This is a genomic window from Motiliproteus coralliicola (assembly GCF_003345655.1).
Taxonomy (GTDB): Bacteria; Pseudomonadota; Gammaproteobacteria; order Pseudomonadales; family Balneatricaceae; genus Motiliproteus; species Motiliproteus coralliicola.
Map to the genome: position 1 here is coordinate 704989 of NZ_QQOH01000002.1, position 23393 is coordinate 728381.

Sequence of the window (23393 nt, forward strand, 5' to 3'; positions counted from 1 at the left end):
CATGGCAAGAATGAAGTTTCTGTGTGACTCCGAGCGCTGTATCGAGTGCAACGGCTGTGTCACCGCCTGTAAAAACGAGCACGAGGTGGAGTGGGGTGTAAACCGCCGCCGCGTGGTAACCATTAACGACGGCGAGCCCAACGAGGTCAGTCTGTCGGTGGCCTGTATGCACTGTACCGACGCGCCCTGTATGGCGGTCTGTCCGGTCGACTGCTTCTACCAGACCGACGACGGCATCGTGCTGCATGACAAGGACGCCTGTATCGGCTGCGGCTACTGCCTGTTCGCCTGTCCGTTTGGCGCGCCACAGTTCCCGCAGGAAGGGGCATTCGGCGATCGCGGCAAGATGGACAAATGTACCTTCTGTGCCGGTGGTCCGGAGGAAGATCACTCCGTTGCCGAGCGCGAGAAGTACGGTCGTAACCGGATCGCCGAAGGCAAGCTGCCGCTGTGCGCCGAGATGTGCTCGACCAAGGCGCTGCTGGCCGGTGACGCCAATGACGTCTCTGATATCTACCGCGAACGGATTATCGCGCGGGGGTCCAACAAGGGCGCCTGGGGCCAGAACCTGGCCTATAACGCCGCCGGTAGAAAGCGCTGATCCAACACCGGGTTCTATCGCCTGGCTGCGGCGGCTGCCGGGTGATTAGAGCGGCACAGGGAGGTGCCACCATTGGTTTAGGCCGGTGGAGTCTCTGAAGGACGGGAACCCGGTCACGCGTTTCTACTGACCAGTTAAAATGTGCCTGATTTTGGGGAGAAGTTGGGCGCGCAGTCAGAGGTCATTATGAATCTGAAACATCAACCGATGCAGGCGATGCCCGGTTGGCTTAACCACAGCCTGATGGCGGTGCTGTTCTCCGTGCTGGTTGTCTGGTTATTGGGGATAACCAGCGCGGTGCAGGCGGCTCAAGCGGCCAACACGGCCAATAGCGCTAGCGCGATGGCCGGGGCGGTAACCGGCACTTCCGCGGGTAATCGAGGCGCTGATTACTGGCGTCAGGTCACCCGTGGCGAGAGTGGTTATTCAACCCACCGACATGATGAAGCCGGGGTGCTGATCAACCGAAGTGGTGAAGACTGGCGCCTGCTGCGTAACGATACCATCAAAACCTACGGTGCCTGGGCGCTGGGGGTGACGCTGGTCGGCCTGGTGTTGGTCTACCTGCTGTTTGGTGCCAACAAGCTGGATTCGCCCCGCAGTGGGCGGACGGTGGAGCGCTGGAAGAGGGTCGACCGCTACCTGCACTGGACCGTGGCGGGACTGTTTATCGTGCTGACCATCACCGGTCTCAGCATCCTCTATGGTCGCCATTTCCTGCCTGAGCTGATGGGCAAGGGCGCGTTCGGTAGCTATATGTCGCTGGGCAAATTGCTGCACAACTACCTGGGGGTGCTGTTCGCGATCTTGCTGGTGATCATGCTGGTGAAATGGCTGGCTAACAACCTGCCGACTATCACCGATATCCAGTGGTTCCTGCAGGGCGGTGGCATGATCAAGGGTAAACACCCTCATGCCGGCTATATGAACGGCGGCGAGAAACTGTGGTTCTGGGTGCTGTTCTTGGGTGGGGTGGTGCTGATGCTATCGGGGCTGGTACTCGACTTCCCGGCCTACTTCGACAACCGCGATGACTTCCAGCTCGCCAACCTGTTCCATGCCGTCTCGGCGCTGGTGCTGATCTGCGGTGCCACCGCCCACGCCTATATTGGTAGCGTCGGCACCGAAGGGGCGCTGGAGGGGATGACCACTGGTCAGGTCGACGAAACCTGGGCCAAACAGCATCACGACCTCTGGTATGAACAGATCAAGACCGACGCCTCAGAGGACAAGGCCAACGACTAACCGACCGATTGCCAATTTGGAAAGGCTTCGGCATAACTAGGGTCAGTGCCTCAGGGTTAGGCGAGAGAGGGCGAAAAAGCGCAGTTTACTCGTGTAAATGAGCATTTTGAGCACGCTTTCAACGACGCACTGAGGTGCTGAGACAGTTAGGCCGGAGTCTTTGGCGGAGGACGTTAGGTGGAATGATAGAGGCTCCTATCGTTCCGCAGCTTAAGACCCTGTAGATCCGTGGATCTCACCTTTTGCGCAGCCCGATGGGCTGCGCTTTTTTTCTCTGTAATGGTGAACGGGAAAGCGTTAACCCGCCGTGAGTCAGAGCTGGGTATCCTATGTGTTTTTTTCTGGAAACAGCAGAAATGGGGGGGAAGAAACTAGGTTAACATTCTGTTGTTAAGGTCCAATAGCCCGAATAACAGATTTAAACCACAACTAGCTGACTGAAGGGTGGTTGGATATTTGTATTTGGAATAGCCTCGATCTCTCGAGGCTATTGAGCTAAAGCGAGTAGTTAGGCTTTATACAACTTTCTTTTTTCTAGCGAAACCTAACCCAGCTAGACCTAAGAAGAACAGAGCAATAGTTGATGGAACTGGAATCTCTTGGGATTGCTCGTTGATGACCAAGTTATCAACACTTGGCCAGAAGCCGTTGTTGTGAGGAGCTAGACCCGGTGCCATGAAGGCGAGAGTCATGATGTTGGCAGATTCAACAGTCACCGTGTACCAATTATTCCAATCCGTGTAGTTCCTCAAATCAACAGTGGCTGACCAAACGGTTTGGTTGGCATTGTTTAAACCCGCAATATCGATCAGACCAATAGTTCCTCCTCCGTAGTTTTCCCAAGGCATAGCGTTCATCTCGAAGCTATTCACATAGGTTTCAGTGGAGAAAATAATGTAGTCGTCATTATTGAAACTTTCGTTGTACAAATGGCCACCACCAACGCTATTCCATGTCATATCGCCGCCAAGGGTTACGCCTAGATCCGCGCTATCTTCAAAATCAAGTAAGATTGCGTTCGCTGGGTTCGCCACGAACAACAGTGCTAGCAAGCCTAATATTTTTTTCATGTTAGATATCCATTTCATGAAGATGATTAATTTGATGGCTCGCTTAAAGCAAAAAACATGCCTTGTTCTAACTCGTTGATATAAAATGATTTGTTTTTTATCAATGAACCTTCTGTAAAGATTTTCGACACTAGGTTGTACCCATGGGGGCCGATCGTATCTATTGATAGAGAGTGGAGAAATTGGTGAGGGGAAGAGGTGAGGTAGCTTTCTTCGTACCGCCTTGTCTTGTAGCCGACCGCATAGATCAGCGGTCAGATCCGCATTTTGGCTTTTGCTGTAACGAGAAGCTTGATCGGAGCTTTCTGTGATGGATGAGACATTGGTTTCGGGCGAGAAATATCGAATATCATGAACCTATGACCTGAAGAGGTGGTGTGTTCTCAGTCAGTCTGGTTAGTCACTACTACTTCCCCAGTCAGCGTCTCATACCGAAACGACAACCCATCAAGCGCCCGATAGGTATAGATGCAGACATCATTCACTTCACGGGTGACGCCGTAATCGGTGGTTGTGTCGTTGCGGGAGGCGGTAAGGCTGCTGTTGAGTAGCACTGGCCAGATATCTTCACAGTCCGCCGCGCTGTCGGCGTTGATCACCACATCCGAGCCGGCATAGCTCTGGGCTGGCCAGCCCTGGGCATTGAAGTCGATCTGACCGTCGGTGCCGCTGCCGTGCAGTTGGACATCGTTGCGTCCCTCCATCTCCGTGGGAGCCCCCAACGACACCCATTTGGACCGGGCCAGATTCACCGCGGTGGCAAAGGCTGCGGCCGTCGCTTCGTGGCTGGCGATATGGGTTTCGCGGTCCAGATCGGCAAAGCGGGGCAGGGCCACCGCGGCGAGTATGCCCAGCAGGGCGATCACCACGATCAGTTCGATCAGGGTAAAACCGGCTTGAGGTCGGGGTTGTGGCTTCATCGTCGAAAGGTTGGCTGTCGGATCAGCATTTTTTACTGATTTATCAAGCCAGTAGCATACCCCGCCCGACTAAAAAAGAAACAGTTTTTGATATCCTCTGTTACATAAATTAAATGGAATATAGCTGTTCGGTGGTCAGGTAGCGATCGCCACGGTGGTGTCGAACTTCTCCCGCCGCAGCGAGATTCGCGAGCGGAATTTACTCAGCAGCGGGTCGCTGGACAGATCACGACGGGAGAAGGCCTCGTAGGCCTGCATATCGGGCACCTGGACCACTAGGATAAAGTCGATCTCGCCGGTCACCTGATAGCACTGGCTGACTTCGGGGGCGGCTTGCATCTTGCGAACGAAGGCGTCGTAGACGTCCAACTGATCCCGCAGCATCTCCACCTCGACGATGATATTGAACAGTTGGCCCAGCTTGATGGGGTCGAGCAGGGCGACATCGCTGAGGATCACACCACTCTGGCGTAATTTTCTGACTCGACGCAGACAGGCCGGTGGCGACAGTCCGACCCGCTCGGCCAGGTCCTGATTGCTGATGCGGTTGTCGCGCTGGAGCTGATCCAGAATGCGGCGATCGATACGGTCAAAATCCATGATTAATATAATTTCTAAAATTTAGGTTAATTATTTTCATATCTTTCCTTAAAAGGAAAAATGAATAATTTAGTAAATGTTATCTGGGAAATAAAGAAATCATAGAACAAACGGAGTGGCTAGACTAACAGCCTTCAGTTTCTATTGAACCCGCTGTTGTCGAGGCTATCCGATGTCCACCAAATTGACCCTTCATGGCTTTATCCATGACACCGTGCCGAGCCTGGTGAAGGAGATCTATGATGTCAGCGCGACGCTGTTCAAGCTGATGATTCCGATCATCATCATCGTCAAGATTCTCGAAGAGTTGGGGGCGATCCCCTATCTGAGCAAACTGCTGGAACCGATGATGAGTCTAGTGGGGCTGCCGGAGTCGATGGGGCTAGTCTGGACCGCCAACCTGCTCAGTAATATGTACGCCGGGATGCTGGTGTTTTACCAGATGGCGCCGGAGGAATCGCTGACGGTGGCCCAGGTGACCGTGCTCTGCGGCATGATGCTGATCGCCCACGCGCTGCCGGTGGAGGTTCGGATCGCCCAGAAAGCCGGGATGCGGCTGGCGGTGGCGTTGGGAATCCGGCTTGGTGGTGCACTGCTGTTCGGCATCTTGCTGCACCAGTTCTACAGCTGGGGCGGTTGGTTGCAGCAACCGGTGGAGCTGACCTGGACGCCGCCGCCGGTGGACACCAGTTGGCAGGGTTGGCTGATCGCCCAGGTTCAGAGTCTGGCGATGATCGTGGTGATCATCAGCGCCCTGATCACACTGCTGCGGTTGCTGCGCTGGTTGCATATCGAGCGGCTGATGATCTGGCTGCTGCAACCGGTACTGCGCTTGCTGGGGATCTGCCCCAAGGCGACCTCGCTGACCATTATCGGCATAACGTTGGGGTTGGCGTTCGGCGGCGGGCTGCTGATCCGCGAGGCCCAGAGCGGCCGGATCAGTCGCCGGGATGTGTTCTCGGCCCTGTGCCTGCTGAGTCTGTGCCACAGCCTGATCGAAGACACCCTGCTGGTACTGCTGCTCGGCGCCGACCTGTCCGGGGTACTCTGGGCCCGGTTGGTGTTCAGTCTGGTTTTTGTCGCGGTGATGACCCGCCTGATCTACCGCACCAGCGATAGCTTCCAGGAACGGTTCCTGTTCTATTCGATCCGTGAGGAGCAGCCAAAGGCCAGCGTTTAACGACTAGCCTGTCCGATCTAGAGTTAGCGCCCCCTTGGCACCCGATGCCATGGGGGCTTTTTTGTGGTGGTTACTTCGGTGCGGCCAGTGCGGCAAAGTAGCTATCCCAGCTGAGGTGGGGCCGACCGGCGGCCTGCTCGAACTGGGATGGGTTGTCGGACTTGCCCAGCCGGATGCCCTGGTAGATGCCGGCAATGATGCTGCCGACAAACTCCCCCAACTCCTGCTGTCGGTCCGCCTCGAAGGCTTCGTCGCTCATCGGCTCGTAAGTTAGCCCGGTGTCGAAGGTTTGGTTCAGATAGTCGACAAGCTGCTGCTGGCATAGCGCTTCGCCATGCAGGTTGTAGGTCTGACCGTTGTGGCTGGGTTCGATCAGCAGCCGGGCGTAGGCATAGCCCAGCTCGGCGCGGGTGGTGTAGCCGCAGCGGCCTTCGGCGGCGCTGTTTCGGATTGCTCCCAGCTGTTTGTAGCTGTCGAGGTAGTCGATATCCGGCTCGATATAGATCCCGTTTCGGCCGATGACCCACTCCAGCCCAGATTCTCTGACATCCTGCTCGGTCTGACGGTTGCTCTGGATGATCGGTGAAAAACTGGTGCTCGTCTCGGCGCCCTGGACGCTGGTGTAGACGATCTTTTTCACTCCGGCGGACTTGGCCGCTTCGATCACATTGCGGTGCTGCTGAATCCGTTGCTCCGGCGCATCCATGCCGCTGACCAGTAGCAGGCAGTCGACGCCTTGCAGCGACCGGCGCAGCTGTTGCGGCTCGTCATAACTGCCGGGACGCACTTCAATCCCCAGATCCAGGGCCTTGTCCGGGCTCCGGGCCAGGCCGATCAGCTCTAGGTTTGAGCCTTGCTCTCGTTGTAGGGCTTGGCAGGCCCGGATGATGGCCCGGCCAAGCTGACCGTTGGCGGCGGTGATCGCGATTTTCATGTTCTCACTCCTGCAATACATCGGTTGTTTGTCGGGGGCTTATTGCCACTGCAGCTGGCCGACAGCCTCATCTTTGGTAAAGCGCTGCAGGTGGTTGACGATCACCTCGATGGTTTTCTGCAGTTGTGGCTCAGATAGCGCGGTAGCCTCCATGGCCAACTGGCTGTCGCTGGCGTTCAGTTGGCAACTGCCGAACGGAAACTCGACCCGCCCGCTGCCCTCTTCGAGGGTAACCAGAACCTTGTGGCTGAAGTGGCGGCACAGGCGGCGTAGGTAGGACTCTGCGCTGTCGATGCGGTACTCGGTGGTTAAGGATAGCTGCATGGTGGCTCCTGCTTGCTGGCTCTTGATTGAAGGGGTAGTGGGGTGTTGGTGATGTCCACTATGCGCTATCGTTGTATGAGTAAAAACAGGGTGGTGCTCATAGTACTCATGAGTAATATCGATTATTTGTCGTTGGATGGGCGGGCGTTGACGTTGTTCGTCACGGTGATGGAAACCGGCTCGGTGACGGCAGCGGCGGAACGGCTGGGTATCACCCAGTCGGCCGTCAGCCACCAGTTGGACCGGCTGCGGACGATCTTCAAGGATCCGCTGTTTATCCGTTCCGGCCGTGGGATCACCCCGACTCGACGCGCCGAACAGCTGGAAGATGAGGCCCGGGCGTTGCTGCTTCAGCTACAGCAGGTGGTGCGCCCGGCGCAGTTCGATCCCCATGGAGCGGTATTGAACTACCGTATCGGCGCCAATGATTTCCAGCGCGATATCGTCCTGGCACCGTTGTACCGGACGGTCAGCGAGCAGGTTGGGGAGTTCAATTTGACGATCCTGCCGGCGGAGAAGCCGCGGGCCGAGGAGTTAAGAAACGGCAAGGTGGATCTGATCATCTCGCCGATGGTGCCCGATCATGCCGATCTGATGATGCGGCGGCTGTATCAGGATCGCAGTGTCTGTTTCTACGACCCAGACCAGCGCGAAGCACCCAGCAGCGCGGAAGATTTCGATCGGGCCCGCTATATCAGTCTGACTTTCCTGCAGGGGCAGGCAGTGACTCGACAGCTGGAGACGAACCGGTTCGATCTGGATAATCGGGTCAACCTGCGGGTGGCGAACTTCTCCGGTTTGGCCACCTTTCTGAAGGGCACCGATCTACTGGCGGTGGCGCCCTCATTGCTGTCCCAAACGGCGCTACAGGGTTTTGCCTGTGCGCCGTTTCCTTATGTCAGCGAAAGCCTGACGATGTATCTGATCTGGCATCAGAAGGATCACCAAAACCCGGAGCATAGCTGGTTGCGCGAGCAGATCGTGCAACAGTGTTCGTCGCTGGGGTGATAACTCAGATCGGCTGCTGTCGGCTTAGCCGAAGTCCATCGTTACGACGATCCGTTTGTCGCCCTGGCTGACGGCGGGAGAGCGGTGGACGGCGCCGTGACCCTCGTTACCGATCCAACCGTCGCCTTTGAGTAGCACGATATCGCCTTCAGCGACCTGCTCGATCTCGGCATCCGCAGAGTACAGCCCCGACTTGTCGTCGCTGAGTCCCTGGTTACCGGCTCCGAGCTTGCTGCGATCCAATACGTTGTTGTGGAGCCACTCGGTGCCCGGGCCGAGATAGGTGGTGACCAGGCGGCAGCCGAGCTTGTCGGTGTGGAAGCGGGGACACATGGCGCGATCCAGCAGCTGAATCCGCAGACCAACCTCTTCCAGATCGAACAGGCAGCTGTAGAGCTCCATCAGCAATGCCAGGTCTTTGATAAAGGCCGACTTGCCTTCCAGCTCCGGAAACGACTCTGCCAACGATTGCTGGGAGGTTTCCGGACGAAACACGGCCCGCATAGAGAAGTTGGGTTTGGCTGCGATCAGTTGTCGGCAGTAGTGCTGAACCTGAGACTCCAGTGGACGCTGTAGTACCACCAGATTGATTGGGTCGTCATAGATCTTGGTCAGGATCTCGATCGAATCACCAATTGCCGAATTGGGGTGAGTTTCTGGGTTAACCTGCGTGGGGCTTCTATCAGGACTATACAGCGTTGTTTCGGAATCATTGCTGGAATCGATTGAAGTCGCTGGATCTAGCTTGATTTGCTCGGCCGTCTGCACACTCACCACCTCTTTTATTAAAAATGTAATGATATAACATAATTAATGATATTAGTTGTATTGAGTGCTGTTCGATGTCGTGATCACTGCATCATTATTCGTGCGTTATTACTGATAAGCGGTTTGAAGCAGTGGGTAGGGGCGCAAGCCTGGTATTGAAAGGTAAGGTTAGTCTTGGTGATCTTCGGGGAGCTGGCATTCGCTCCATTCAGGATGGAGTGGTTCGAGAAACCGTATGGGTTTGCAGGCTCTCCCAAGCTGCAAGCAAAAAAAAGCCCTGAATGATCAGGGCTTTTTGTTAGTCACGTTTTCAGTGATTAGATACGTGCAGCCGGGATAGCCTGAGGAGCTACGCTCAAGTCTTCGCTAGGCGGAGCGAAAGAGGTCAGGTTGATACCGTCAACGGCGTCTTTGTACTCTTCCAGAGTCGGGAAGCGACCCAGGATACAGGACAGGACAACCATCGGGGTAGAGCCCAGCAGGGACTCACCTTTCTTCTCAGGAGTGTCTTCTACCACACGGCCCTGGAACAGGCGGGTAGAAGTCGCCAGCACGGTGTCACCCGCTTCGGCTTTTTCCTGGTTACCCATACACAGGTTACAGCCAGGACGCTCCAGGTACAGAATGTTTTCGTACTTGGTACGCGCTTCTTCTTTTGGATTCTCGTCAGAGAATTCGAAGCCGGCGTATTTCTCCAGCAGCTCCCAGTCGCCTTCGGCTTTCAGCTCGTCAACGATGTTGTAGGTCGGCGGCGCAACAACCAGAGGCGCTTTAAAGGTGATAGGACCTTTCTTCTCCAGGTTACGCAGCATAGCAGCGATGATCTGCATATCGCCTTTGTGAACCATACAGGAGCCGACGAAGCCCAGATCCACCTGGCGGCCATTGTAGTAAGAGGTCGGACGGATCACATCGTGGGTGTAACGCTTAGAGACGTCTTCGTTGTTTACGTCCGGGTCAGCAATCATCGGCTCGTCGATGGCGTCCAGGTCAACAACCAGCTCAGCGTAGTACTGTGCATTGTCGTCCGGAGCCAGAGCAGGCGCTTCGCCAGATTTCACTTCGGCGATACGCTTGTCAGCCAGCTCGATCAGGCCTTGCAGCATGCCTGCTTCGTTTTCCATGCCTTTGTTGATCATGATCTGGATACGGGACTTAGCCAGTTCCAGAGACTTGATCAGGGTCTCATCGGTGGAGATACAGATAGAGGCTTTCGCTTTCATCTCTGCAGTCCAGTCGGTGAAGGTGAAGGCTTGGTCAGCCAGCAGCGTACCGATCTGTACTTCGATAACACGGCCTTGGAAGACGTTTTCACCAGCGAACTTCTTCAGCATCTGCGCTTGAGTGGCGTGTACGATGTCACGGAAGTCCATGTGAGGCTTCATAGCACCTTTAAAGGTTACTTTGACAGACTCAGGGATCGGCATTGCCGCTTCACCGGTGGCCAGTGCCAGAGCCACGGTACCGGAGTCAGCACCGAAGGCGACACCTTTAGACATACGGGTGTGAGAGTCACCACCGATGATGATGGCGCGGTCGTCAACGGTGATGTCATTCAGTACCTTGTGAATAACGTCAGTCATTGAGTGGTAAACGTGTTTCGGGTCACGAGCAGTGATTACGCCAAACGCGTTCATGAATGCCATCAGCTTAGGCGTGTTAGCCTTAGCTTTGTTGTCCCAAACAGACGCGGTGTGACAACCAGATTGGAAGGCACCGTCGACGCTGGTAGAGATAGTAGAAGCGGCCATCGCTTCCAGTTCTTGGCAGGTCATAGGACCGGTAGTGTCCTGAGAACCTACGATGTTCACTTTTACACGAACGTCGGAACCGGTGTGCAGAGGAGTAGAAGAAGCTACACCTACCGCATTGCGGTTGAAGATCTTCTCAACAGCAGTCAGGCCCTGACCTTCGTTGGAGATCTCTTTAGAAGGGGCGTAAACAACCGGAGCTTCAACGCCCAGGGTTTCAGCAGCGAACGTTTGCAGTTTCTTACCGAATACAACCGCGTAAGAACCACCGGCTTTCATGAATTCCACTTTTTGAGGAGTGAAAGCATCTGAGATGTCAGCCAGCTCTTCGTCGCCGTTGTATAGCTTCTTAGCTTTGGTATCGATGGTCAGAACCGTACCAGTCGCAACGGAGTAAGCTTCTTCCAGTACCGGGTCGCCGTTTGCGTCACGAACAACTTCGCCGTTTGCATCGGTTTTCTTAACCCAGTTTTTCAGGTCCAGACCAATACCGCCGGTTACACCAACAGTGGTCAGGAAGATCGGAGCGATACCGTTAGTACCCGCAACAACTGGCTTGTTGTTTACGAATGGGATGTATGGAGAAGTTTTCTCACCAGCCCACAGTGCCACGTTGTTAACGCCGGACATACGGGAAGAACCTACACCCATGGTGCCTTTTTCAGCGATCAGCATCACTTTGGCGTCTGGATTAGCTTTGCCCATCTCAGCGATTTCCTGCTGAGCTTCTGGAGAGATCATGCACTTACCGTGCAGTTCACGGTCTGCACGGGAGTGAGACTGGTTACCCGGAGAAAGCAGGTCAGTGGAGATATCACCCTCTGCGGCGATGTAGGTGATAACTTTGATCTTCTCTGGGATATCGTCCAGCTTGGTGAAGAATTCTGCTTTGGAGTAGCTTTCCAGAATGTCTTTAGCGATGGCATTGCCCGCTTTGTAAGCGTCAGCCAGACGAGCAGTGTCAGCGTCGTACAGGAAAACCTGAGACTTCAGGACTTCGCCAGCTGCAGCAGCTTGTGCGTCGTCAGACAGTGCGATATCCAGCAGCGCTTCAACAGAAGGACCGCCTTTCATGTGAGACAGTTGCTCAAGAGCGAATTCAGGAGAGATCTCTGCAACAGCTTCTTTACCCAGGGCGATGTCTTTCAGGAAAGCTGCTTTAACGCCAGCCGCAGGAGTCGTACCAGGCAGAGTGTTGTAGATGAAGAAGTTTAGAGAAGCTTCGCGCTCTGCATTACCCGTGTCTTTAATCTGGGCAATGATTTCAGACAGCAATTCAGCGCTATCGATTGGTTTTGGGTTCAGACCCAGGTCGTTTTTACGAACCTCAATCTCTTGTAGGTACTCGGAATAGTAGCTCATGGCGTCCAACGTCTCACTTTATTAAATCTGGTTATGATTTAACGGCGGATTATAAAAAAAAAGTCACAAACAGCTCAATGAAAACTACTTGAATGAAGCTTATACTCGATATAAGTGAAAAAAATATCAACAAAATCAATTGTTTGCAGAGGGTATACATTGGTTGTAACTATACAGATTGATAAGGATGTGGTAGGGTTGTTATTTCCTTGTTGAAAATAATAATCGTTTAGAGAGCTGTGTTTGTTTTTTAATTTGGCGAAGGCGGGTTGGTCGTCAATTTAATATATGGCCGGTTAACTGACTCTCGTGCCTGCAGCGATTTAATCAACCGGCTATACAGCCAGTATCATTCTTGCCTTTTGGCAGTCTCTAGACAATATGGCGCCTCAGCTCAATACCGAGCAGAGTCGTGCTGTACAAAAAATACAGAAGTCTAACTGCTGCTCGTACATCGCTAAGACCTAAAAAACTCCCCAGCGCCTCCCGGTCAACCTCTTGTCTTATCGGCTAGTAGTTAGCAGCCCATGCATCAGCGCGTTTGGCCTGGCTATTTCTCCCGTATGAATGTCTTCTCATCTTCATGTTCATGCAATCCCATGCCAAGGACAGCGGCTATGAGCTGCAGGGCTCGGTATCAATTAGCAGTCAGCTGTTTTGGCCTGTAGATGAGGTCCAGAGAATCTCTAAATGCCTTTAAATTCGCTTGTTTCATTCTTGATCCGGTAGTTGGCCAGCAAAGCCGCTCCAAAAATATTCTGCGTTGTACAAACTAGCTCAACTTCGCTTCAACGATGTCAACACAGACATGCTCTGTACTAGCAAATAGTCTTAGATTGTATGTAATTCAGACGAAAGTATGCCTGATTTTGTTGCTTTGAGACGGTTTGTGGCTAAAATTGTCGACAATCTTGGTGAGTGATGATTTATCTTGCAGGAAATGGCGTTAATGACGCCCGATAAGTTTTTGGTGCTCTTCGCGACTTCATCGTTAAGTAGAGACATATTTTCTGCTGGTTATTTCAATGGATCAGCACCACCGAACTGTTAGAGGGTGGTTGCACACCGATCAGAGAATCACTCGAAGGAATGGCGGTTTGTTTGACGGCTGAAACTACGATCGACAAGGACATCAGAAGCTCCGACCAATAGCGGAGTCTCGTGCTTCAAAGGTTGTAGGTTCAGAAATGTCCCGTATGCGAAAGGTATAAAACTATGACAAGTCTTCTCGATTTCGATCCATCCAGTTCTGTTAGAACACTCCCCGGAACAGCACATAGCTACCATAGCCTTCCGGATACTGCAGAGCTGTTTGGTATTAAGCTCGATGAATTACCTTTTTCTCTTCGCCCTATCCTGGAAGGCATCGCCCGCAATGTGGGCCAAAACGGCGTAACCGCTGAGCAGGTTCAAGCACTTGGAAGCTGGACAGAGCATCAGGGTACCAAGCCGATAGAAATTCCTTTCACGGCAGGTCGCGTCATTATGCACGACCTGAGTGGTACTCCCGCTATTGTGGATTTTGCCGCTATGCGTTCAGCGGTTCAGCGGATGGGTCTTGACCCTGCCATTATCGAACCGCTGGTACGTGCCGATCTGGTTATCGACCACACTGTGACCATGGATAACACCGGTAGCCCGGCGTCTCTCCGAATCAATGGTGAGCTGGAAGCGGAACGAAACAAAGAGCGTTATGCCTTCTTGAAATGGGGTGCACAGGCATTTGACACCATCCGGATTATCCCCCCGCAGACCGGTATTGTTCACCAGGTTAATCTGGAATATCTGGCGCAGGGTTATCTCGACATTAACGGCCTGATGGCACCGGATACACTGATCGGTATGGACAGCCACACACCGATGGCTAACGCCCTGGGTATTGTCGGCTGGGGTGTTGGTGGCATTGAAGCCGGAGCTTCTATGCTTGGTCAGCCTATGCAGATGCTGGCACCTGAAGTAGTCGGTGTTGAGCTGACAGGCGCACTAAGAGAAGGCGTGACTGCAACTGACCTGGTACTTACCATCACAGAAATGCTGCGTAAGTACCCAGCAGGTGTAGTTGGGAAGTTCGTTGAATACGTTGGTGAAGGTTGTGCCAACCTTTCCCTACCAGACCGTGCAACCATTGCAAACATGTCGCCTGAATATGGCGCAACCATGGGCTTTTTCCCATTTGATGAGATCTCTGCTGATTATATGAGAGCTACCGGCAGGGACGGTGATCTGCCACTCGAATACTACAAAGCGCAAAATATGGCCTGGAAGCCAGGACAGGCGCTTCCACGTTATACCGATCTGCTTAAACTCGATCTATCCACCGTTGAGCCTTCTGTGGCGGGTCCGAAAAGACCTCAGGACAGATTACCACTAGCTGAGATTGGTAACGTTTTCCAAAAAGCAGCCACTGAAGGCGAGCGCAACCCTGAAGTCGTCAAAGTAACGCCAATGAAGGCGGACGAAGCGGGTATTTTCGCGCCGCTGCCTGAACGTGAGCTAAAAGACGGCGATATCGTGATTGCGGCGATTACCGCCTGTACCAACACCTCCAACCCCGGCTTGCTGATTGCGGCGGGATTGCTGGCCAAGAAAGCCAATGAACTGGGTATGAAGGTACCGGCCGGTGTCAAAACCTCTCTGGCCCCGGGGTCACCTGTTGCTACCGACTTCCTGACCAAAGCGGGACTACAACAACATCTGGATGCACTGGGCTTTAACACTGCCGGTTACGGTTGTACCACCTGCGTAGGTAACTCCGGCCCTCTGGCACCAAGCATCGAAGAAGCACTGCAAAACCACGATATTATTGCGGCGTCGGTTCTGTCTGGTAATCGTAACTTTGAAGGTCGCGTGCACCCGGATGTTGATACCAACTTCCTGATGTCACCGCCGCTGGTCGTTGCCATGGCGATGGCAGGTAATGTGAATATTGATGTTACTACGCAGCCACTGGGTCAGGACGCCAACGGAAACGACGTATACCTTAAGGATATCTGGCCCAGCAATGCTGAAATCAGTCAGACAATGCTTGAGTGCATGGACCCGAAAGCCTTCCGCGAAACCTATGAAAACTCTTTGGATGGCCCGGCTACCTGGCAGAACCTGGAATCGCCGACTGGCCCGGTTTATGACTGGGCGCCGGATTCCACTTACATCCAGGAGATCTCGTTCTTCGATGGTTTCTCACTGGAAACGCCAGAAGATTCACTGAACAACATCGCTGGCGCGCGCATGCTGGTGATGTGTGATGACAACACCACAACCGACCACATTTCACCGGTCAGTCGTATCCGTCCGGATTCACCTCCTGGCGAATACCTGAGCTCACAAGGTGTTGCTGATAGCGACATGACCTCGCTCGGTGCGCGTCGTGGTAACCACCACGTGATGCTGCGCAGTATTTTCGGCAACGTCAAAGCCAGAAACCTGCTGCTGCCGGGCACCACGGGCGCGGTAACCAACTATTACTCGTCTGGCAGTGCACCTGCGCAAATGTCTATCTACGATGCTGCTGAGCGTTATCGTAACGAAGGTACGTCTACCGTTGTGTTTGGCGGCAAGTTGTATGGCACCGGATCGTCACGCGACTGGGCGGCGAAAGGGCCTGCGTTGCTGGGTGTTAAAGCGATCATTGCAGAGAGCTTTGAGCGTATTCACAAATCCAATCTGGTGGGTATGGGTGTTCTGCCGCTGCAGTTGCCGGAAGGGATTACACGCGCTTCTCTGAATCTGGATGGTACTGAAACCTTCGACCTGAAGGGCATCGATACTCTTGAACCGAGGGGTTCTGTGGCATTGACCATTAACAGGGCGGATGGCTCGTCACAGCAAATTGAGCTGTTGTCGCGCGTTGATACTTCATCCGAGCTGGATCAAATCCGTCACAAAGGCATCTTGCCGATGGTTCTTCGCGATATCATCGCCGCGAATACCTAACCCCGGTTCTGCTTTGTCAGAATCAAAAAACCGCCGATTATCGGCGGTTTTTTTATGGCAGTCGCTATTTCCTAGGTGGAGGTAGCGGCTCGTCTTGTGGGCGATGGTGCATACGGTTTAGGCGTAGTACTTTTCCCGAGACATTCTACCGATACCGGGATTGAAGGAGTTGGTCGGGTCACAGTCTTTGTAATGCGTTGCGAGATCTTCTTTGGCGACATAGAGATGGCCGACATTGTGCTCGGCCGGGTATTCAATGCCCCGCTGATCCAGCAGCTTGAGCATCTCCGCCTTCAGCGCTTTGACATCGACGCCTTTCTTGACGATGTAGTCATGGTGGAAGACGTGGCACATCATGTGGCCGTAGTAGACCTTCGCTACCAGCTTGTCGGTGATTTCCTTGGGCAGTTGCTCCCGCCAATTCAGATCATTGCGCGGCAGCGCAATATCCAGGGCCAAGATATCCTCAACCTGATCGGCATGCACGTGGCCGTAACGTACCGCAGCTCCCGCCGCTGCGAAGCGATGCAGACCGGCAATCTTCGCTTCACGCGGCGTGCAGGCCATGAAATCCGCGTCGTCTCTTCCTTCAAAGAGTTCTGGCAGCAGTTTCTCGGCTTCTGCAATGCCACCATCATGCATTTTCAGGATCAGGTGATGCTCGAACCGGTCGCGGTAATCGCGCATGAACTTAGGCAAGTGCTGCGGCCACAGACGCATCGCAAACTGCATGAATTTATCGGTGAATCCTCGGGTTAGCGAAAATTTGTTCAACCGCGCGTCCACTGCACCTTTGAGCACGAACACCGCAGGCAACCGATCGGTGCCCAGCTTGTCGATCATCACCAGCGTGTCTTTGCCGTATTCGGCGGCAATATCGAAACACTCGCGGTGCACATATTCGGCAGACACCGGCAAGGTTTCAAATTCGGTCAGAATACGCCGGCGCAGTTCGGTGATGTCATCGGGGTTGTTGGTGCCGATGTAATAGGTGCGCTCCTCCTCATTTTGCGGATAAGTATCGAGGCGGATCGCAAAGACGGCGAGTTTTCCGGCGCAACCGGAGACCTCATGGAGAAGGCGGTCGTCATTATTGTATCGAGAGGGTAGTGGGCTTTCGACGTCCCGCAGGATCGCATCGTAATCGGTATCGGACGCCTTCTTGCCTGCAGGTGCTGCGCTGTCTTTGTCGTAATCGCCAGCCTCCAGGCGCATCAGGATCTCTTCAGGGGTGTCGCCCAGCTCAATGCCCAGGTGGTTGACGAGGCGCAGCTTACCGTCTTCGCCAACCTGGGCGTAGAGCGCCAGCTCGGTATAAGCCGGACCACGCTCGCAGAGTGCACCGCCGGAATTGTTGCAGACCCCACCGAGAATTGATGCGCCGATGCTGCTGGAGCCGATGACCGAATGAGGCAGGCGCTTGAGTGGACGCAGCAGCCTTTCCAGCGCAAACAGTGTCGCGCCAGGGAAGCTCAGTACCTGATTGCCGCCTTGCAGGCAGTGGATTGCATCCATACGCATGGTATTGATTACAACCACGTCGCGGGAATAGCTCGATTTCGGCGTCGACCCTTCGGTGAGGCCGGTATTGGCGGCTTGGAAGATCACAATCTTATCTGCGGCGACGCAGGCCTGCAGGATCTTCCATTGTTCCAATAGTGTCCCAGGTTTGACCACACAGAGGGCCTGACCCTCACCCGAACGGAAGCCTTTACGGAAACGTTCTGATTTCTTATCGCCGGTGATGCAGTACTTGGTTCCGACTATGTCAGTCAGCGTGGCGATCAAAGCTTCGTTGTTCATTTAAATCTCCTCAGCACTCCGTCATCGAGAATTGGAGGCCCTAAGCCCAGGGTTCTCGTCGTTGGTTTTTATAAGTTTGGAGTTTAAAGAGAGCGCTATGCTAAATTAACAGCAACAAAGGAACTTGATAGTTTCTATATCTTTACCAATCGACTGGGCCGCTAGGAAGCTGTTTGATGCGCGTTGATGATTTGATGTTATTTGCCTTGGTGGTGCGGCTGAAATCCTTCCGCGCAGCGGCCGTTCAACGGGGTGTGGCCAGTTCGGTTGTCAGCAAGCATATCTCACGACTGGAGTCGGACCTCGGCACTCAGCTGTTACGCCGCAGTACCCGCAAGCTCAATTTGACCGAAGCCGGCGAACTGCTTTATCGACACTGCCAAACATTGGAGCAGAATGTCGAAATGGCCAGTGAAGAGCTAAGCGCCTACCGCGCCGAACCCAGTGGGGTGCTGCGAATTAGCGCGCCGGGTGTGTCCGGTCAGCTGTTTCTACCGAAAGTGATTCGCCGGTTTATGGCGCGCTACCCGGAAGTGGAGGTCGACATGGTGATTCAGGATCGCTTCGATGATCTGATCGAGCAGGGCTTCGATCTGGCGATTCGAACCGGCACTCTGGAGGATTCGAGTCTGATCTGTAAACGGCTGGTGACCTCCTGCTGGCACGCCTTTGCCTCGCCAAGCTATCTACAACAACATGGTTCCCCCCAGTCGTTGGAGGAATTAACCCAGCACGAGTGTTTGCTGTTCAGCCATCAACAGACCGGTGAAGCGGATTGGCCCTGTATCTCGCCGGAGGGTGAGGCTTCGATTCGGGTCAACGGCCGCTTTCGGGCCAACTCGCTGCTGGCGCTTTGTGAAGCGGCGTTGGACGGGATGGGGATCGCTTTTCTGCCGCTCTATATGGTGCGTCACGAGCGGGCCAGCGGCGAACTGGTGCCGGTGATGGAAAGCCTGCTGTATCGACGGGTCGGTATCTACGCACTCTATCCCCAGAGCCGCTACCTGCCACCGAAAACCCGCGCCTTTATCGAGCTGCTGGAGGCGATGTATGCCGAAGAAGAGGCTCTTTTCCGGCATTGAGGCGACAATCTGGCCGGACAAACAGCAGGCCTGTTTGTCCGCCAGCTGAATCCCTCAGTTCAACTCATTGGAAAGTTTCTTATAGCCTTCGACCAGCCAGTGGTTGGCGGCCACCACCGACTCGGAGAACGAGGAGTAATCCGGCGGTACCTGCTCGATCTGGCTAAGGTCAAAGTCCGGCCCGATATGGATCATCGGCGGGACATGCATCTTGGCCGGCAGATCCAGACCATCGATCACACAGTTGTGTCGAATCACGCAGCCGTCGTTGATATGGGCGCGGAAGATGACGCTGTTGAAGCCGACAAACACATCGTCACCGACCTCGCAGGGGCCGTGGATAATGGAGCGGTGGGCGATGGAGGTACGTTGACCGATGGTGACCGCCGCGCCGGATTTTGAGTGGATCACCACGCCATCCTGAATATTGGAATCGCGTCGGATGATGATCGGTTCCATGTTGCCGTCGGCGTCCACTTCGTCGGCTCGGATCACCGCGTAGGGGCCGACAAAGACATTCTCTTCGATGATCACATGGCCGCAGATGATAGCGGTGGGGTCGATAAAGGCTTTCTCTGAGACCTGGGGACTCAGGCCGGAGGGGTTCTTGCGCAGCATGATTTAGTTCTCTGTTGTGAATTTCTGATCGATAACGACGGCGTTATGGGCGTGCAGGCTCTCCTGGTGCTCGACCTTGAACCAGTAGTCGCTGATCTGGGCCTGGTTTTCGAGGCAGGTTTTCACCCGCCGGGCGGCGTCTTCGCAGAACATCAGGTTCTCCGCGTTCAGGCGGGCAAAGTCCTGCTCGTCGCTGCGCTTGACTGCCGTCTGTACCGGGGTGCCGAGGGCTTCCTCGATCCGATCGATCAGGATGGTGAAGTCGGGAAAGGCACCGTCGGCCAGCTGCAGCTGCAGGTAGGCGTAGGAGCGCTGGCTATGGGGCGTGGCGATGGAGCCAGCTTCGGATTGAATCCACTGCAACAACGCCTGCTTGTCGATGGAGGTGCCGGAGAATTGTCGGTCGACCGCTTCGCTGTAGAGCTGCCGGGACAGGGAGGCGGAGCAGGGGCAGGTGCTGGAGTAGGGGATAGTCAGTTCCAGCTCCAGCTTCAGCTGATCGTTGATCCGCTCGGCATTGATCACCGCCGGGTAGGATTGATAACCCTGCTGCTGACTCTTGAGGGAGTTGCGCTGCAGCAGCAGATCAAAACTCAGTGTGATTCGCGCATTTTGGCTGATGCCCTGCTGGGATTCGACCATCAGAGCCAGCAGCTGCGCCAGTGATTCATGGGTCAGCGATTGATTGGCCAGAAAACGGTTCATCTCCAGATAGAGACGGGACATATGGATGCCCTTCACATCCGGCCGGTCGAGGCTGACATAGAGGTCGGCCTTGGCGCTGAGATTTAGCGAATGGCTATCGGCCAGATCCAGTCGGATCGGCAGGGCGATCTGTTCCATCCCGACCCATTGGAGGGCGAGGGAGTGCGAAGCCGAATGTTGGGATGCCACATCCGGCAGTGGCTTTGGATTGAGCATAAAAATTAAATCGTTAGTGAGAAAATTGGAGCGCTGATGCGGAGGCGTCCGTACACAGCTGTTGGCCATCAAAGACCCGGGTACCGTTGACCCAGGTGGAGAGAATCCGGGATTGGAATCGGTGGCCGTCGAAGGGTGTCCAGCCGCAGTGATAGCGGCTCGTTCCATGACGGGTTTCGGTGCCGCCTTCGGGATCGACTAGCACCAGATCGGCAAAATAGCCTTCACGCAGGAATCCCCGCTCGACGATACCGTAGCGCAGGGCCGGGTTATGGGCGGTTTTTACGACCACCTGCGTCAGGCTCAGGCGCTGGTGATGGACATGATCCAGCAGACTCAGGAGGGCCTGCTCCACCAGCGGTAACCCCGCCGGCGCCTGCATAAACGCCTGCTGCTTCTCCTCCCAGGTATGGGGAGCATGGTCGGTGGCGATGATGTCGATCTGGCCGCTATGCAGCGCCTGGATCAGGGCGTCCCGATCCGTCGACGATTTGATCGCCGGGTTGCATTTGATCAGGTTGCCCTTGCTCGCGTAGTCCTGATCGCAGAACCACAGATGATGAACACAGGCCTCGGCGGTGATCTGTTTGCCGCTGATTGGGCCGGGTTCAAACAGGCTGAGTTCCTTCTCGGTGGTGATATGCAACACGTGGAGTTGGCTGCCGAACCGCTTGGCCAGATCGACCGCATAGGAGGATGAGGCGAAGCAGGCTTCGGCGGAGCGGATGATCGGGTGATCTGAGATCGTCGGCATCCTATCTTGGTGACGGTAGCGCTCCAGATTGTGCTGGATCACCGGACCGCTTTCACAGTGGGTCACGATCAAGACCGGACTGTGCTGGAAGATCCCCTCCAGTGCGACCGGATCCTCAACCAGCAGGTTGCCGGTGGAGGCGCCCATAAAGACCTTGACGCCGCAGTGGCGGGTCGGATCCAGACGCTGAATCTGGTCGAGATTGTCGGGGGTGGCGCCCAGATAGAAGGCATAGTTGGCCAGCGAATGACGTTGCGCGATCTGATACTTCTGGTCCAGGGCGTCGAGAGTGGTGGTGGCTGGATTGACGTTGGGCATCTCCATAAAACTGGTGATACCACCGGCAACCGCCGCGCGGGATTCGCTGGCGATGGTGCCCTTGTGGGTCAGGCCGGGCTCACGAAAGTGGACCTGGTCATCGATCATCCCCGGCAGTAACCAACGACCTTCGGCCTCGACCACCTGCTCGTTGGCCTGGGCGGGGATTTCAGCGGCGATCTGGTCGATCCGCTGATCACGGATACGCAGGTCGGCAACGATCTCGCTGCCTTCGTTGATCAGCGTCGCCTTCTTGATAAGAGTCGAGTTGTTAATCAGCGCGGTTTTCATGGCAGGGAGGCATCTCCCTGGATGACCACCTGATCTTTCTCGGGCACCACGTCCAGATAGAAACAGGCAGGACGGCCGGTGTGGCAGGCGGCACCGATCTGGTTGATCTGGCACAGAATCACGTCACCGTCACAATCGAGTGACATCCGCACCAGCTCCTGGGTATGGCCACTGCTCTCGCCCTTTACCCAATAGCATTGACGGCTGCGCGACCAATACACCATCCGCCCCGATTTAAGGGTTCGATCCAACGCTTCCCGGTTCATCCAAGCCTGCATCAACACCTCCTTGCTGGTGGCATCCTGCGCGATAACGGGAATCAATCCTTGATCATTGAAAGCTAACCGGCTCAGTACATCCGCCAGTGGGAGGCTGTGGTTGTGGGCGTTGGTTTCGATACTCTGAAAAAACGCCTTGGTCATAAACGCTACCTCTTGATTGCATGTGGATTGTGACCTTGATGCCAGGACGTGTCGGTCGTGGTTGGTCAGGGTTAATTAAAGCCGACATGTTATAACATAACATTTGAGTAATTAACTCAGATATCTAATTTCTTAGTCCGTGATGAAGATTCGAATTGGAGGCTGAACCGCGGGATGAGATGCGGCGATCAGCCGGTGAAGCGATTTCGTCAGTGGGTCGCCGGCTTGGCGGTATTGGCGGTTTTTAGCCGCTGTTGGCGGGCTTCGAGTGGCTTCAGCAGCAGCATCAACAGGGTGCCCAGTACCATGACGGCGGCGGCCAGATAGAGGCCGATATTGTAGCTGCCGCTCTGTTCGGCCAAGATGCCGATCACTGCCGGCGCCAGGGTTTGGGCGGTGCCGTAAGCCAGCGTCATTTTGCCCATCATCTTGGCTGGACGGGACGGGTAGTAACGCCCGGCCATGGTCAGCACCAGGCTGACGACAGCGATAAAGGTGGCGCCGAACAGGATCGAGCCGAGAATGGCGCCGGTCAGATCCGGCTTCAGCAGCGGCAGCAGGATACCGAGGATCTGCAGGCCGCTGGCCAGCGTCAGCGAGTAGATGTAGCCCAACCGGCGGGCGATAAAGTCCCACAGAATACAGGCCGGTGCGGCGGCCAGGCCGATCACCATAAACACCCAGCCACCCTGACCGGCCATGCCGGGCAGCCCCTCGACGATCGCGGAGATAAAGGTGGTGCTGACCACGTAACCGACCCCCGCGCAGAAATAAGCCAGCATGAAGGTGCTGAAAAACAGCTTGCCGGGCGGATTGTCCTGCATATGGGCCGCCTGGTTGGCGTGCGGGTCCTGCTCGGGTTTCGGCATCCAGCGCCAGGCCGGAATCGCCAGCAGCAGCGCCAGCCCGCTCAGCAGCCACCACTGGCCGCGCCAATCGACAAAGTGGGCGAACAGTTCGACTACCAGCGCGCTCAGTGCCACCCCCAGCCCGGCACCGCTGAAATGAATACCCAGCTCGTGGCGAAGGTTATGGCGCATCAGCCAGTTCAGAATCAAACCGGCGCCCAGCAACATGCCGGACACTCCCGCGACCCCGGCGACAAAGCGCCACAAGGCCCAGATCCAGAAGTTGTCGGTCAGTGCCATCGCCGCGGTACTGATCACCGCCATGATCAGGCCGATACGGTAGAGCTTGTCTTTGAGCTGCAGGTCACTGATCAGCGAGGCAACGATGGCGCCACAGAAATAGCCGAGGTAGTTGATCGCCGCCAGCCCGCCGCCCTCGGCCAGTCCCAGTCCGGCCTGTTGCTGCATCAACGGCAATAACGGGGTATAGGCGAAACGGGCGATACCCAGGGTTAGCAACAGGCTGAGGATACCAGCGCCTAGAACCCGATAACGTTGGCGCTCTGGCGGCGGGTTGAGTCCGTTCGGTAGCGGTTTCTTCATCGCTGATCCTTCATAGCTGTTCCTGGCTGTTTGATAG

General features: G+C 55.1%; 19 protein-coding genes. 6 read left to right on the forward strand and 13 right to left on the reverse strand.

The window, feature by feature from the left end; translation table 11 throughout:
• Window position 1: 1 nt before the first annotated feature.
• Together fdh3B and DV711_RS10160 are read left to right on the forward strand one after the other, a co-directional pair.
• On the forward strand, window positions 2-601 hold the full coding sequence (fdh3B, locus tag DV711_RS10155) for a formate dehydrogenase FDH3 subunit beta (protein ID WP_114695541.1): 600 nt from the start codon (window positions 2-4) through the stop codon (window positions 599-601).
• Window positions 602-787: 186 nt separating this feature from the next.
• On the forward strand, window positions 788-1846 hold the full coding sequence (locus tag DV711_RS10160) for a formate dehydrogenase subunit gamma (RefSeq protein ID WP_114695542.1): 1059 nt from the start codon (window positions 788-790) through the stop codon (window positions 1844-1846).
• A 515-nt stretch (window positions 1847-2361) separates the two neighbouring features.
• Here the strand turns inward: DV711_RS10160 and DV711_RS10165 are convergent.
• From DV711_RS10165 to DV711_RS10175, 3 genes are all read right to left on the reverse strand, one after another.
• Window positions 2362-2916 (reverse strand): PEP-CTERM sorting domain-containing protein, encoded by a 555-nt coding sequence (locus DV711_RS10165; protein WP_165840069.1) that lies wholly within the window; start codon window positions 2914-2916, stop codon window positions 2362-2364.
• 383 nt (window positions 2917-3299) lie between these two features.
• Entirely contained in the window at window positions 3300-3836 is a 537-nt protein-coding gene (locus DV711_RS19680) for a pilus assembly FimT family protein (RefSeq protein WP_114695544.1), read from the reverse strand.
• Between the two features lie 135 nt (window positions 3837-3971).
• Window positions 3972-4436: an Lrp/AsnC family transcriptional regulator gene (locus DV711_RS10175; protein WP_114695545.1), complete on the reverse strand. Its 465-nt coding sequence runs from the start codon at window positions 4434-4436 to the stop codon at window positions 3972-3974.
• 172 nt (window positions 4437-4608) lie between these two features.
• On the opposite strand from DV711_RS10175, the gene DV711_RS10180 reads away from it, so the two are divergent.
• Complete coding sequence (locus tag DV711_RS10180; protein ID WP_114695546.1) at window positions 4609-5616, forward strand: nucleoside recognition domain-containing protein; 1008 nt, start codon at window positions 4609-4611, stop codon at window positions 5614-5616.
• Between the two features lie 70 nt (window positions 5617-5686).
• Here DV711_RS10180 and DV711_RS10185 read toward each other — a convergent pair whose 3' ends face one another.
• Entirely contained in the window at window positions 5687-6550 is an 864-nt protein-coding gene (locus DV711_RS10185; RefSeq protein ID WP_114695547.1) for an SDR family oxidoreductase, read from the reverse strand.
• A 39-nt stretch (window positions 6551-6589) separates the two neighbouring features.
• On the reverse strand, window positions 6590-6874 hold the full coding sequence (locus DV711_RS10190; RefSeq protein ID WP_114695548.1) for a DUF2218 domain-containing protein: 285 nt from the start codon (window positions 6872-6874) through the stop codon (window positions 6590-6592).
• A gap of 108 nt (window positions 6875-6982) precedes the next feature.
• Between DV711_RS10190 and DV711_RS10195 the strand changes: the two genes are divergently transcribed.
• Window positions 6983-7882, forward strand: coding sequence for a LysR family transcriptional regulator (locus DV711_RS10195; RefSeq protein WP_165840070.1), 900 nt, complete (start codon window positions 6983-6985; stop codon window positions 7880-7882).
• 24 nt (window positions 7883-7906) lie between these two features.
• Here DV711_RS10195 and DV711_RS10200 read toward each other — a convergent pair whose 3' ends face one another.
• The gene (locus DV711_RS10200; protein ID WP_243633782.1) at window positions 7907-8650 is read right to left on the reverse strand and encodes a DUF1826 domain-containing protein; all 744 of its coding nucleotides are present in this window, start codon (window positions 8648-8650) and stop codon (window positions 7907-7909) included.
• 317 nt (window positions 8651-8967) lie between these two features.
• Window positions 8968-11763, reverse strand: coding sequence for a bifunctional aconitate hydratase 2/2-methylisocitrate dehydratase (locus DV711_RS10205; RefSeq protein WP_114695550.1), 2796 nt, complete (start codon window positions 11761-11763; stop codon window positions 8968-8970).
• 1215 nt (window positions 11764-12978) lie between these two features.
• Between DV711_RS10205 and acnA the strand changes: the two genes are divergently transcribed.
• Window positions 12979-15696, forward strand: coding sequence for an aconitate hydratase AcnA (acnA, locus tag DV711_RS10210; RefSeq protein WP_114695551.1), 2718 nt, complete (start codon window positions 12979-12981; stop codon window positions 15694-15696).
• 117 nt (window positions 15697-15813) lie between these two features.
• On the opposite strand, the gene dld is transcribed toward acnA, so the two are convergent.
• Window positions 15814-17499: a D-lactate dehydrogenase gene (gene dld / locus DV711_RS10215; RefSeq protein ID WP_114695552.1), complete on the reverse strand. Its 1686-nt coding sequence runs from the start codon at window positions 17497-17499 to the stop codon at window positions 15814-15816.
• A 176-nt stretch (window positions 17500-17675) separates the two neighbouring features.
• Here dld and DV711_RS10220 point away from each other — a divergent pair, with 176 nt between their 5' ends.
• On the forward strand, window positions 17676-18581 hold the full coding sequence (locus DV711_RS10220; protein WP_114695553.1) for a LysR family transcriptional regulator: 906 nt from the start codon (window positions 17676-17678) through the stop codon (window positions 18579-18581).
• Between the two features lie 54 nt (window positions 18582-18635).
• Here DV711_RS10220 and DV711_RS10225 read toward each other — a convergent pair whose 3' ends face one another.
• The 5 genes from DV711_RS10225 to DV711_RS10245 form a co-directional block, all read right to left on the reverse strand.
• On the reverse strand, window positions 18636-19199 hold the full coding sequence (locus DV711_RS10225; protein WP_114695554.1) for an LbetaH domain-containing protein: 564 nt from the start codon (window positions 19197-19199) through the stop codon (window positions 18636-18638).
• 3 nt (window positions 19200-19202) lie between these two features.
• Window positions 19203-20120: a GTP cyclohydrolase FolE2 gene (folE2, locus tag DV711_RS10230; protein WP_114695555.1), complete on the reverse strand. Its 918-nt coding sequence runs from the start codon at window positions 20118-20120 to the stop codon at window positions 19203-19205.
• A gap of 13 nt (window positions 20121-20133) precedes the next feature.
• Window positions 20134-21483: a dihydroorotase gene (locus DV711_RS10235; protein ID WP_114695556.1), complete on the reverse strand. Its 1350-nt coding sequence runs from the start codon at window positions 21481-21483 to the stop codon at window positions 20134-20136.
• Window positions 21480-21905 carry a phosphoribosyl-AMP cyclohydrolase gene (gene hisI, locus DV711_RS10240; RefSeq protein WP_114695557.1) on the reverse strand — a complete coding sequence of 142 codons (426 nt, stop codon included), beginning with the start codon at window positions 21903-21905 and terminating at the stop codon, window positions 21480-21482. The genes DV711_RS10235 and hisI overlap by 4 nt, the downstream gene beginning before the upstream one ends.
• A gap of 209 nt (window positions 21906-22114) precedes the next feature.
• A complete protein-coding gene (locus DV711_RS10245) occupies window positions 22115-23356 on the reverse strand; it encodes a YbfB/YjiJ family MFS transporter (protein WP_114695558.1) in 1242 nt (413 codons plus the stop codon).
• Between the last annotated feature and the right edge of the window lie 37 nt (window positions 23357-23393).